At 69.3% G+C, this 11508-nt stretch carries 12 protein-coding genes; 8 read left to right on the top strand and 4 right to left on the bottom strand.

All coding sequences use genetic code 11. The features are described 5' to 3' along the window. Positions 1-61 precede the first annotated feature (61 nt). The 4 genes from WS78_RS22690 to WS78_RS22705 are packed head-to-tail and all read left to right on the top strand — an operon-like array spanning position 62 to position 4443. On the top strand, positions 62-355 hold the full coding sequence (locus WS78_RS22690) for a sarcosine oxidase subunit delta (RefSeq protein ID WP_038752884.1): 294 nt from the start codon (positions 62-64) through the stop codon (positions 353-355). Further along, a complete protein-coding gene (locus WS78_RS22695; protein ID WP_059583883.1) occupies positions 352-3360 on the top strand; it encodes a sarcosine oxidase subunit alpha family protein in 3009 nt (1002 codons plus the stop codon). Before WS78_RS22690 ends, WS78_RS22695 begins: the two co-directional genes overlap by 4 nt. Further along, complete coding sequence (locus WS78_RS22700) at positions 3350-3985, top strand: sarcosine oxidase subunit gamma (RefSeq protein ID WP_038752880.1); 636 nt, start codon at positions 3350-3352, stop codon at positions 3983-3985. Before WS78_RS22695 ends, WS78_RS22700 begins: the two co-directional genes overlap by 11 nt. Beyond that, a complete protein-coding gene (locus WS78_RS22705; protein ID WP_059583881.1) occupies positions 3985-4443 on the top strand; it encodes a dihydroneopterin aldolase in 459 nt (152 codons plus the stop codon). The genes WS78_RS22700 and WS78_RS22705 overlap by 1 nt, the downstream gene beginning before the upstream one ends. Before the next feature lie 227 nt (positions 4444-4670). On the opposite strand, the gene WS78_RS22710 is transcribed toward WS78_RS22705, so the two are convergent. Next, the gene (locus WS78_RS22710) at positions 4671-5138 is read right to left on the bottom strand and encodes a DUF3761 domain-containing protein (RefSeq protein WP_038752875.1); all 468 of its coding nucleotides are present in this window, start codon (positions 5136-5138) and stop codon (positions 4671-4673) included. A gap of 283 nt (positions 5139-5421) precedes the next feature. Here WS78_RS22710 and WS78_RS22720 point away from each other — a divergent pair, with 283 nt between their 5' ends. Then, positions 5422-5682 carry a hypothetical protein gene (locus WS78_RS22720; RefSeq protein WP_038752873.1) on the top strand — a complete coding sequence of 87 codons (261 nt, stop codon included), beginning with the start codon at positions 5422-5424 and terminating at the stop codon, positions 5680-5682. Positions 5683-5710: 28 nt separating this feature from the next. Here the strand turns inward: WS78_RS22720 and WS78_RS22725 are convergent, their stop codons facing one another. Beyond that, positions 5711-6061, bottom strand: coding sequence for a cupin domain-containing protein (locus WS78_RS22725; RefSeq protein ID WP_038752871.1), 351 nt, complete (start codon positions 6059-6061; stop codon positions 5711-5713). Positions 6062-6124: 63 nt separating this feature from the next. Continuing rightward, the gene (locus WS78_RS22730; protein ID WP_059583876.1) at positions 6125-6823 is read right to left on the bottom strand and encodes an HAD-IA family hydrolase; all 699 of its coding nucleotides are present in this window, start codon (positions 6821-6823) and stop codon (positions 6125-6127) included. Between the two features lie 615 nt (positions 6824-7438). On the opposite strand from WS78_RS22730, the gene WS78_RS22740 reads away from it, so the two are divergent. Both WS78_RS22740 and WS78_RS22745 read left to right on the top strand, forming a co-directional pair. Further along, positions 7439-8371, top strand: coding sequence for a 2-hydroxyacid dehydrogenase (locus WS78_RS22740; protein ID WP_038752867.1), 933 nt, complete (start codon positions 7439-7441; stop codon positions 8369-8371). 38 nt (positions 8372-8409) lie between these two features. Beyond that, positions 8410-8895 carry an OsmC family protein gene (locus WS78_RS22745; RefSeq protein ID WP_059583874.1) on the top strand — a complete coding sequence of 162 codons (486 nt, stop codon included), beginning with the start codon at positions 8410-8412 and terminating at the stop codon, positions 8893-8895. A gap of 154 nt (positions 8896-9049) precedes the next feature. On the opposite strand, the gene WS78_RS37200 is transcribed toward WS78_RS22745, so the two are convergent. Then, on the bottom strand, positions 9050-9421 hold the full coding sequence (locus WS78_RS37200; protein ID WP_162483271.1) for a hypothetical protein: 372 nt from the start codon (positions 9419-9421) through the stop codon (positions 9050-9052). Here WS78_RS37200 and WS78_RS22755 point away from each other — a divergent pair. Next, positions 9324-11480, top strand: coding sequence for a sensor histidine kinase (locus WS78_RS22755; RefSeq protein WP_038752861.1), 2157 nt, complete (start codon positions 9324-9326; stop codon positions 11478-11480). The genes WS78_RS37200 and WS78_RS22755 overlap by 98 nt on opposite strands. Positions 11481-11508 lie beyond the last annotated feature (28 nt).

Genomic DNA, 11508 nt, shown 5'->3' on the forward strand with positions numbered 1-11508 from the left:
ATGCATGGGACCAGAGGTAAGCGCTAAAGCGCTAACTCTGGTCGACAGAGGAGAACGAAACATGTTGCTGATCGAATGTCCGTGGTGCGGCCCGCGCGCCGAATCCGAATTCAGTTGCGGCGGCGAAGCCGATATCGCGCGCCCGCTCGACACGGACAAGCTGTCCGACCGCGAATGGGGCGACTACCTGTTCATGCGCAAGAATCCGCGCGGCGCGCACCGCGAGCAATGGCTGCATGCGCAGGGCTGCCGCCGCTGGTTCGTCGCGCAGCGCGATACCGTCACTTACGAGTTTCAGGGCTACGAAACGTTCGGCGCAGCCGCCGCCAACGCAGCAGAGGACACGAGCAAATGAGCCAGAAAGACCGACTCGGCGCAGGCGGGCGCATCAACCGCGCACAGCCGCTCACCTTCACGTTCAACGGCCGCACGTATCAGGGCTTCCAGGGCGACACGCTCGCGTCCGCGCTGCTCGCGAACGGCGTACACTTCGTCGCGCGCAGCTTCAAGTATCACCGGCCGCGCGGGATCGTGACGGCGGGCGTCGACGAGCCGAACGCCGTCGTGCAGCTCGAAACCGGCGCGTACACGGTGCCGAACGCGCGCGCGACCGAGATCGAGCTGTACCAGGGGCTCGTCGCGACGAGCGTGAACGCGAAGCCGTCCATCGAGCACGACCGGATGGCCGTGATGCAGAAGTTCTCGCGCTTCCTGCCGGCGGGCTTCTACTACAAGACGTTCATGTGGCCGCGCAACCTGTGGCCGAAGTACGAAGAGAAGATCCGCGAAGCGGCGGGCCTCGGCAAGGCGCCCGATACGCTCGACGCCGACCGCTACGACAAGCGCTACGCGCACTGCGACGTGCTCGTCGTCGGCGGCGGCCCGACGGGGCTCGCGGCCGCGCACGCGGCGGCCGTGAACGGCGCGCGCGTGATGCTCGTCGACGATCAGCGCGAGCTCGGCGGCAGCCTGCTCGCGAGCCGCGCGGAGATCGACGGCAAGCCCGCGCTGCAATGGGTCGAGAAGATCGAAGCGGAGCTCGCGAAGCTGCCCGACGTGACGATCCTCGCGCGCAGCACCGCGTTCGGCTATCAGGATCACAACCTCGTGACCGTCGTGCAGCGGCTCACCGACCATCTTCCGGTGTCGATGCGCAAGGGCACGCGCGAGCTGATCTGGAAGGTGCGCGCGAAGCGCGTGATCCTTGCCGCGGGCGCGCACGAGCGGCCGCTCGTGTTCGGCAACAACGACCTGCCGGGCGTGATGACCGCGTCGGCCGTGTCGACGTACATTCATCGCTACGGCGTGCTGCCGGGGCGCGTCGCGGTCGTCGCGACGAACAACGATCGCGGCTATCAGTGCGCGCTCGATCTCAAGGCGTGCGGCGCGAAAGTGACGGTCGTCGATGCGCGCTCGTCGACGCGCGGCGCGTTGCCCGCGGTCGCGAAGCGCAACGGCATCGCCGTGATGAGCGGCGCGGTCGTGTCGAGCGCGGCGGGCAAGCTGCGCGTCGCGTCGGTGGACGTCGCGTCGTACGCGAATGGCCGCTCGGGCGGCAAGATCGCGACGCTGCCGTGCGAGCTCGTCGCGATGTCGGGCGGCTTCAGCCCGGTGCTGCACCTGTTCGCGCAATCGGGCGGCAAGGCGCACTGGAACGACGACAAGACGTGCTTCGTGCCCGGCAAGCCGGTGCAGGCGGAAGCGAGCGTCGGCGCGGCGGTGGGCGAGTTCGAGTTGTCGCGCGCGCTGCGGCTCGCGGTCGACGCGGGCGTGGCCGCGGCGAAGTCGACGGGTCTCGCCGCCGAGCGGCCGCCCGTGCCGAAGGTCGCCGAAGCTGTGGAGGACGCGCTGCTGCCGTTATGGCTCGCGAGCGGCGCGGACGCGGCGGTTCGCGGTCCGAAGCAGTTCGTCGATTTCCAGAACGACGTCGGCGCGGCCGACATCCTGCTCGCCGCGCGCGAAGGCTTCGAATCGGTCGAGCACGTGAAGCGCTACACGGCGATGGGCTTCGGCACCGATCAGGGCAAGCTCGGCAACATCAACGGGATGGCGATTCTCGCGCAGGCGCTCGGCAAGTCGATTCCGGAGACGGGTACGACGACGTTTCGCCCAAACTACACGCCGGTGTCGTTCGGCGCGTTCGCGGGCCGCGAGCTCGGCGATTTCCTCGATCCGGTACGCAAGACCTGCATCCACGAATGGCACGTCGAGCACGGCGCGCTGTTTGAGGACGTCGGCAACTGGAAGCGGCCGTGGTATTTCCCGAAGAGCGGCGAGGATCTGCACGCCGCCGTGAAGCGCGAATGCCTTGCGGTGCGCAACGGCGTCGGCATGCTCGACGCATCGACGCTCGGCAAGATCGACATCCAGGGGCCGGACGCGGTGAAGCTCCTGAACTGGATGTACACGAACCCGTGGAACAAGCTCGAAGTCGGCAAGTGCCGCTACGGGCTGATGCTCGACGAGAACGGCATGGTGTTCGACGACGGCGTGACCGTGCGTCTCGGCGAACAGCATTTCATGATGACGACGACGACGGGCGGCGCGGCGCGCGTGCTCACGTGGCTCGAACGCTGGTTGCAGACGGAATGGCCGGACATGAAAGTGCGGCTCGCGTCCGTCACCGATCACTGGGCGACGTTCGCGGTGGTCGGGCCGAAGAGCCGCAAGGTCGTGCAGAAGGTGTGCAAGGACATCGATTTCGCGAACGATGCGTTCCCGTTCATGAGCTATCGCGACGGCACAGTCGCGGGCGCGAAGGCGCGCGTGATGCGCATCAGCTTCTCGGGCGAGCTCGCGTACGAAGTGAACGTGCCGGCGAACGCGGGCCGCGCGGTGTGGGAAGCGCTGATGGAAGCGGGCGCGGAATTCGACATCACGCCGTACGGCACCGAGACGATGCACGTGCTGCGCGCGGAGAAGGGTTACATCATCGTCGGTCAGGACACCGACGGATCGATCACGCCGTTCGATCTCGGGATGGGCGGGCTCGTCGCGAAGTCGAAGGATTTTCTCGGCCGCCGCTCGCTCACGCGCGCCGATACCGCGAAGAGCGGCCGCAAGCAGTTCGTCGGCCTGCTGACCGAGGACGCGCAGTACGTGCTGCCGGAAGGCGGCCAGATCGTCGAGGCAGACGCGGCCGCGCGCGCCGACGGCACGATCGAGATGCTCGGCCACGTCACGTCGAGCTATTACAGCCCGATTCTGAAGCGCTCGATCGCGCTCGCGGTGGTGAAGGGCGGCCTGAGCAGGATGGGCGAGCGCGTCGCGGTTTCGCTCGCCAACGGCCGGCGCGTGGTCGCGACGATCTCGAGCCCGGTTTTCTACGACACCGAAGGGGTACGTCAGCATGTGGAATGAAACGAGAAACGAGGCTTCGGCGGCGGCGCACGCGCAGGGCGGCGTGCGGCTCGAATCGCCGTTCGTCGGCGCGGGCGACGCGTTGAAGGCGTACGACGCGCGCGCGTCGAAGAAATTCCTGTTCCGCGAACGGCCGTTCCTCGACCTCGTCAACGTGCGCGGCGAGCCGGGCGATCCCGCCTTCGTGCGCGCGTTCGAGCAGGCCGTCGGCTGCCGGCCGCCCGTGAAGCCGAACACGGTCGCGCGCAGCGCCGACTATGACGTGCTGTGGCTCGGCCCCGACGAATGGCTCGTGCGCTCGAACGGCGCGGTCGCGGCGGGCGCGCTCGCCGCGACGCTCGCGGAGGCGATGCAGGGGCTCTATGCGGCGGCCGTCGACGTCGGCAGCGGCTACACGATCGTCGAAGTGAGCGGCGCGCGCGCGCGCGACGTGCTCGCGCGCGGCTGCCCGCTCGATCTGCATCCGCGCGCGTTCGGCGTCGGGCAGTGTGCGCAGAGCCATTACTTCAAGGCATCGATCACGCTCGTGCCGACCGGCGACGATTCGTTCGACATCGTCGTGCGGCGCAGTTTCGCCGATTACTTCTGCCGCATCATGCTCGACGCGGCGACGCCGCTCGCCTGATGAAACCCGTCGAGGCGCCGTTCGCGACGCTCGATCCGGCGCGCGCGCGCGGGCGCGGCTGGAGCGTGTTCGTCGACGCGCTGAAGGTGCCGGCGCGCATCGGCATTCATCCGCACGAGCACGCGGCGCCGCAGCCCGTCGTGCTCGACGCGCGGCTGGCCTATCGCCGCGAGCCGTCGGAGGCGAGCGGCGACGGCTGGATCGACTACGACGCGTATTGCGCGCGGATCGCGTCGTTCCTCGCGCACAAGCCGCACACGCGGTTGCTCGAGACGCTCGCGCTCGAGATCGCCGTGCTGTCGTTCGACGAATGGCCGGCGCTCGACGCGCTGACGCTCGCGCTGCACAAGCCGAAGATCCGGCCGGGGACGAAGCGGGTCGGCGTCGAGCTAGACTGGACGCGCGCGGACCATGCGGCGTGGCGCGCGGCCGCGCGCGAGGCAGCCGCGCGCGGCTGAGCGAACCGGCGCGCGCGGCCGGGTTGTCGCTTCGCGCGGCTTCGTGGTGTCGTGGCGGCGTGGCAGCGCAGCGCCGTCATCGCGCCGCTTCGTCATCGCGCATGTCGCGCGCATCGTCGTCGTGACGTGCAATGCGCGCCACGCTGCGTTGTGCGCCCGATGCGCCCGATGCGCCCGGCGAGGCCGGCGCGCGCTGCGCACGCGCGCCGGCCTCGCCGGGCCGTGCATCACGAGCAGGCCTTGCCGTGCGACGCGTGGAAGCCCTTCGCTTTCGCGGCCGCTTCCGACAGGTATTCGCCGTGCTTGGTCTTGCCGTAGTACTTGTCGGTCGCGCAGTGGTACACCTTCGTGTCGGTGTTCACCCACACCTGACCGGGCGCGCCGGCGCTCGCCGCGCTCTTCGTCGCGGCGGTCGCGCCCGGCGTGCCCGAGGCGGCGGCCGGAGCCGACGCCGCGGCGGCCGGCGCCGTCGCGGCCGATGCGCCGCTCGCCGCCGCGGCCTTCGATGCGCCGTACCACGTCTTCAAGCCCTTATGGCCCGAGCATGCGCCTTTCTTCGACGCGCCGGAGTAGAGCGTGCCGTCCTTGCAAAGGCCGGTCGTGCCGGCGGGTGCGCTTGCCGGAGCTTGCGCGAAGCTGCTGATCGAGATGCACAGGCCGGCGGCGAGTGCCGAGAGAAGGGCGGTCTTTTTCATTTCTACTCCTGACGATGTGGGGTTGGCGCGCGTCCACTTGCGTGAGCGTGTGTGCGCACGTTGCGACACGCGCGCAGCCCTGACGCAAAAGCATGCGCCAGTACCGACATTAACTCCCGGGTTCCGCGCCCGGTTGACACGCGAGCGCGCGAACGGCTCGGCAAAAGTGCAACCATGCGTGACAGGGTGTAACAGGCCGGCGCACGCGCGACAGGGCGGGCGGCGCGATCGTGAGATACTCGCCACCCTGCCGCGCTGCGGCCGTACATCGACGGGAGTCGCCGTGTTTGCGAGTTTTGAACCGACCCACACCGGATTTGTCGCGGAGATCGACGGCTGCCGATGCAGCATCGAGGGCGCGCCGTCGCCGATCGCCGATCGGATCGACTGGCGCTGGACCATCGCGCAGCCGGAGCCGGACAATCTCGACGGCTCCGATCCTTTCAAATACGAAGTGCTGGCGACGGGCGAAACCGTGACGCCGCTGCAGGCCGAGCAGCAGATCGTCGCGTGGCTCGAAGCGCATCCGCCCGAGGACGCGTGATCCGGCGCGCGGCCGCGCGCGTCGACGCTCAGGCCATCACGACATAGACCTTGCGCAGCGTCTCGCTGATTTCCCAGACGCCGGCGGTATCGGCCGGAAAGAACAGCGTGTCGCCCGCGCGGATCTCCACCGGCTCGCCGCCCGCCGGCGTGAACGTGCAGACGCCCGACAGGACGTGCATCACCTCGGCGTTCGCGAGCTGCCGCTCGAAGCGGCCCGGCGAGCATTCCCACAGCCCGGTCTGATTGTCGCCCGCGCCTTCGAGCGGAATGTCGAGGCAGCGGGTGCGCGCGACGGTCGCGCCGAGCGGGCGCGCGACCGCGCCGGCATCGTCGAGCCCGGCGGCGCGGGCCGATTGCGATATGACGGTGATGGGCATCTGGCGAATTCCGTGTGGTTCGTGTCGACGGGGAATTGAAAGGATTGCGCGGCGGCGCGCCGGTCAGCGGCCGGCATCGACCGCGTCCGCGAGCTCGGCGAGCGAGCGGAAGTGATAGTCGGGGCGGGTGATTTCGGATTCGATCGTGCCGCCCGAGCCCTGCTGAGCGTGCCGGCGCTCGATCCAGCACGTCGCGATGCCGAGCCGCATCGACACGCCGATGTCGTGATACTGACTCTGCGCGACGTGCAGGTTGTCCTCCTGCCGATAGCCCCACGCGCCCTCGAAGCGGCCGCGCGCATACGCGAAGTAGCGCGGATCGGGCTTCTCGCAGAGCGCGTCGTCGCAGCTCAGCTCGAGATCGAACGGATGATCGAGCGTCGCCGCGAAATGTTCGAGCGCCCATCGCTGCGCATTCGTCATCGTCACCAGCTTGAAGTGCCGGCGCAGCCGCTTCAGCGCGTCGACCGAATCGGCGAACGCGGGCCAACGCGCGACCGAGTCGCGAAAACCGCGAGCGGCCGCGTCGCCGCCGGGCAGGCCGAGCGCGGGCGCGACCGCGTGCCAGCAGCGGACGAGATCGTCGGGATACCACGTCGCGTTCGCGTGCTTGCGGGCGGCGCGGTAGGCGCGCAGGAAATCCTCGTCGGCGACGCGCGCGCCGGGCGCGACGTCGCGCACGTAGTCGAGCATGCCGCGCTCGAAATCGATCAACGTGCCGACGACGTCGAAGGTCAGGACTCTGAATCGGGTGAGGCTCATGGTGGATGGTGCTCGCTGGTTCGGGACGATGGGAAGCGTGACGTGGCCGGCGCGGCGATCGCACCGCGCGCGCCGACGTCCGATGCCGGCGACGGCGGCGCGGCCCGCATCGCGTATCACGGATTCGCGGATTCGCGGATTCGCGCGTGGCGGCGGGCCCGCCGCATGTCGCGCCGGACATCGTTCGACGTGCGATCAGCTTAAGCGCTGACCATGTCGCGGCGATGCTGAAATGGCCGGGCCGGACCGCAGCGAATGCCGAATTGCGGAGCGCGACCGGGGAAATGTGCCGAGCGGAAGGTTTCGTCGCGTCGGCGGAGCAGTGTGACGGAAAATCGGCGCTGCGACCTGCGACCTGCGACCTGCGACCTGCGACCTGCGACCCTCAACCCTCAACCCTCAACCCTCAACCCTCAACCCTCAACCCTCAACCCGCGACCCGCGACCCACGACCCACGACCCGCAACCCGCAACCCGTGACGCACGATGCCGCTGATCCGCGCCGGCCGCGCATCCGTTCGGGCCGGTCGAGCCCGCTTGCCGAATAGGGCTTTCCGCCGTCACGGCGCGCTCCATTGTTACACTTGCGTCAACTTTCCTCTGCTGAAGCCCGCCATGAAGCCCCAGCTTCTCGTGCTGATCCCGCTGCGCGACCACGCGCGCGCGCAAGTCGCCGACGCCTTCGACATCATCTACGCCCCCACGCCCGACGAGCGTCGCGACGCGATCGCCGAGCGCGGCGCCGCCGTGCGGGCCGTGCTGACGAACGGCACGGCCGGCCTGCTTGCCGACGAGATCGCGCGCCTGCCGAACCTCGAGTTCGTCGGCGCGCTGGGCGCCGGTTACGAAAACGTCGCGGTGGCCGACGCGCGCTCGCGCGGGATCGTCGTCGTCAACGGCGCGGGCACGAACGACGACTGCGTCGCCGATCACGCGTTCGCGCTGCTGCTCGCGGCGGTGCGCGAGGTCGCGAAGCTCGATGCGGCGTGCCGCGCGGGCGTGTGGCGCGACGCGCTGCCGATGCCGCCGAACGTCTGCGGCAAGCGGCTCGGAATCGTCGGGCTCGGCAACATCGGCGAGAAGATCGCCCGCCGCGCGGCGGGCTTCGATCTCGAGATCGGCTACCACAACCGCAAGCCGCGCGAAGGCGCCGCATTCCGCTATTTCGCGGCGCTCGACGCGCTCGCTCGCTGGGCGGATTTTCTGGTCGTCGCGACGCCGGGCGGCGCGGCGACGCGGCATCTGATCGACGCGCGCATCCTCGATGCGCTCGGCGAGCACGGGTTTCTCGTCAACGTGTCGCGCGGCAGCGTCGTCGACACGGCGGCGCTCGCCGACGCATTGCGCGAAGGCCGCGTCGCGGGTGCGGGGCTCGACGTCTACGAAGGGGAGCCGGAGCCGCCGCGCGCGCTGACGGCGCTCGACAACGTCGTGCTGACGCCGCACATGGGCGGCTGGTCGCCGGAGGCGCTCGACCGCTCGGTGCGGCAGTTCCTCGAGAACGCGGCGCGCCATTTCTCGGGGCGGCCGGTGCTGACGCCGATCTGACGAACGACCGTCCCGGCACGAACACACAAGGAGAAACGATGTCGACCTACACGGCCGAAGTGACGTGGCAGAAGCAGGAAAGCGAAGCGTTCACCGACAATCGCTACAGCCGCAAGCACGAATGGCGCTTCGACGGCGGCGTTCGCGTGCCGGCGTCGAGCTCGCCGCACGTGGTGCGCGTGCCGTTTTCCGATCCGGCGGCGGTCGATCCGGAAGAGGCGTTCGTCGCGGCGCTGTCGAGCTGCCACATGCTGTGGTTCCTGTCGCTCGCCGCGCAGAGGAAATTCGTCGTCACGGGCTATCGCGACGTGGCCGAAGGCACGATGGAAAAGAACGCCGACGGCAAGGAAGTGATGACGCGCATCGTGTTGAAGCCGCATGTGACGTTCGGCGGCGAGCGGGCGCCGACGCGCGAGGACGTCGACGCGCTGCACCACGCGGCGCATGAAGCGTGCTATCTCGCGAACTCGGTGAAGAGCGAGATCGGCGTCGAGGGGAGCTGGGCGCACGAGCACGCGCGCTGAGCGGCGCGCGGTTTCGGCGACGTTGCCGCGGCCTCCCGGGCGGCGCAACGGCGGGCGGCGACGCCGCGCGGCACGGCTCGCCGCCGCCCGCCGAACGGCGCATCCGCACCGCCGAAGGTTGCGGCCGTTGTGTCTGTCGCCTAATCTCCAGACATCATTTGCCTGCCGCGCCGGCGCGCGCCGGCATGGTCGACGCCGCCGGCGTCTTCATCCGGGCGGGCGGTGCGCCGCGGCCGGCATCGGCGAACGCGGCGGCCACGACAGACTGCTTCCGCCCGCGCGACGGGCGGCGCGCCGCCGCTCGCGCCCGGAACGCTTCGGAGCGCTCCGGAACGCGGCGGCGCGGTGCAGCAAGCTCGGCCTGCGGCCGCATTCTGCGATCGAGCTTATGAACGGCTTTCTGGCAACGACACCTCGGGGGAGTCGAGATGGCCTCGGGCATCAGGCGATTGGGGGAAAAAGCGTCGCGCTGGATCGACCTCGGCTTGTGGAGCGCCGCCGTGCTGCTGCTGTTGACGGCGGGCATCGGCGCGCTCGGCACGACGAACCTGTTCGACAGCGAGGCGGACGTCCACCGCGCCAACGAAGTGATTTCGGGGCTCGAACGGCTGCTGTCGCTCGCCCGCGACATGGAAACCGGGCAGCGCGGATACATCATCACCGGCAAGCCGGAATACCTGCAGCCTTACGAAGCGGCGCTGCCCGACATTCGCAAGCAGTTCGATTTCCTCGCGCCGCTCGTGCAGGACGAAGCGGTCCAGCGGCAGCGGCTCGCCGCGCTGCACACGCTGCTCGACAAGAAGCAGGATGAGCTCGCCTCGACGATCGCGCTTCGCAAGACCGTGGGTTTCGATGCGGCGCGCGCGGTCGTTTCGAACGATTCCGGCAAGATCTTCATGGATCAGGCGCGCGCGCTCGCCAACGACATGGAGGCGAGCGTCGAGCAACGATTGGTCGCCCTGCGCGAGCGCGCGAGAACGACACGCGACGTCGCCATCGCGGTGGGGCTCGCGTCCGGCCTGCTGACGCTCGCGGTGTGCCTGTCGTTCGGCTACATGATGCGCCGCCTGCTGCTCGTCGAGGCGAGCGCGGCCGACGATCTCTTCGAGCAGCGGGAATTGCTTCACGTCACGCTCGCGAGCATCGGCGACGGCGTCGTGGCGACCGACGTCGACGGCCGCGTCACGTTCTTCAACCGGGCCGCCGAGGAGATGACCGCGCTCGCCGGCGACGCCGTCGTCGGCCGGCCGATCGCCGAGGCGCTGACCTTCCGGCACGCATCGGCGCGACGCGCGATCGACAATCCGGCGCGCGTCGCGGTCGAGCGGCAACGCACCGCGACCCTGCCGGCTCACGCGCGGCTCGTCGGCCGCAACGGCGGCGAGCTGCCGGTCGACGGCAATGCCGCGCCCACTTTCGACGCGAACGGCAGGCTGATCGGCGCGGTGCTCGTCGTGCGCGACGTGTCGGAGCGTGAGCGGGCCGAGGAGCGATTCCGGCTCGCCGTCGAGGCCGCGCCGAACGCGATGATCATGGTGGGGCGCGAAGGCCGGATCGTGCTCGTCAATTCGCAAGCCGAAAGATTGTTCGGCTACGTGCGCGACGACATGATCGGACAGAATGTCGACATGCTGGTGCCGGAGCGTTTTCGTTCCGGGCATGCCGCCCATCGGAGCGCATTCTTCGGCAAGCCGGGCGCGCGGCCGATGGGCGCCGGGCGCGACCTGTACGGCCTGCGGCGCGACGGCGCCGAGTTCCCGGTCGAAATCGGGCTCAACCCGATCACGACGTCGGAAGGCACGTTCGTGCTCAGCTCGATCGCCGACATCACCGAGCGCAAGCGCTCGGAGCTCGAGCTGCGCCGCCGAAGCGAGGAGCTCGCGCGCTCGAATCAGGATCTCGAACAGTTTGCGTACGTGGCGTCACACGATCTCCAGGAGCCGTTGCGCGCGGTCGCGGGGCCGTTGCAGTTGCTGCAGCGCCGATATCAGGGGCAACTCGACGCGCGGGCCGACGAGTTCATCGGCCACGCGGTCGACGGCGCGACCCGAATGCAGGCGCTCATCGACGACCTGCTGAGCTATTCGCGCGTCGGGCGCCTGGAGGACGCGCGCCAGTCCGTCGACTGCGAGCGCGCGCTCGACGAGGCGCTCCGGAACCTGAGCGCCGCCGTCCGCGACGCCGGCGCGCGCATCAGTCACGACCGGCTGCCGGTCGTCCACGGCATCCCCGCGCAGGTCGTCCTTCTGTTCCAGAATCTGCTCGGAAACGCGATCAAGTTCCGCCGCAAGGATCGCACCGCGCATATCCATCTGGCGTCGGAAACGCGCGACGACGCGTGGGCGTTCCGGATCAGCGACAACGGCATCGGAATCGATCCTCAGTATTTCGAGCGCATCTTCCTGATCTTCCAGCGCCTGCATACGCGGCGCGAATATCCGGGAACGGGGCTCGGGCTCGCGCTTTGCAAGCGCATCGTCGAACACCATGGCGGCCGCATCTGGGTCGAGTCCGCGCCGGGGCAGGGAACGACGTTTTCGTTCACGCTGTCGCGGCCGGCCGCGGATGAAACGGGACGTCGATGAAACGCGATGAAACGCGATGAAACGCGCA

The sequence above is a fragment of the Burkholderia savannae genome (assembly GCF_001524445.2).
In the GTDB taxonomy this organism is placed as follows: Bacteria; Pseudomonadota; Gammaproteobacteria; order Burkholderiales; family Burkholderiaceae; genus Burkholderia; species Burkholderia savannae.

Coding starts and splice junctions, on each gene's coding strand:
- WS78_RS22725 (WP_038752871.1), bottom strand. CDS start 6,061: ATGCCCATCACCGTCATATCGCAATCGGCCCGCGCCGCCGGGCTCGAC.
- WS78_RS22745 (WP_059583874.1), top strand. CDS start 8,410: ATGTCGACCTACACGGCCGAAGTGACGTGGCAGAAGCAGGAAAGCGAA.
- WS78_RS22700 (WP_038752880.1), top strand. CDS start 3,350: ATGTGGAATGAAACGAGAAACGAGGCTTCGGCGGCGGCGCACGCGCAG.
- WS78_RS22740 (WP_038752867.1), top strand. CDS start 7,439: ATGAAGCCCCAGCTTCTCGTGCTGATCCCGCTGCGCGACCACGCGCGC.
- WS78_RS22755 (WP_038752861.1), top strand. CDS start 9,324: ATGGCCTCGGGCATCAGGCGATTGGGGGAAAAAGCGTCGCGCTGGATC.
- WS78_RS22730 (WP_059583876.1), bottom strand. CDS start 6,823: ATGAGCCTCACCCGATTCAGAGTCCTGACCTTCGACGTCGTCGGCACG.
- WS78_RS22705 (WP_059583881.1), top strand. CDS start 3,985: ATGAAACCCGTCGAGGCGCCGTTCGCGACGCTCGATCCGGCGCGCGCG.
- WS78_RS37200 (WP_162483271.1), bottom strand. CDS start 9,421: ATGCCCGCCGTCAACAGCAGCAGCACGGCGGCGCTCCACAAGCCGAGG.
- WS78_RS22690 (WP_038752884.1), top strand. CDS start 62: ATGTTGCTGATCGAATGTCCGTGGTGCGGCCCGCGCGCCGAATCCGAA.
- WS78_RS22710 (WP_038752875.1), bottom strand. CDS start 5,138: ATGAAAAAGACCGCCCTTCTCTCGGCACTCGCCGCCGGCCTGTGCATC.
- WS78_RS22695 (WP_059583883.1), top strand. CDS start 352: ATGAGCCAGAAAGACCGACTCGGCGCAGGCGGGCGCATCAACCGCGCA.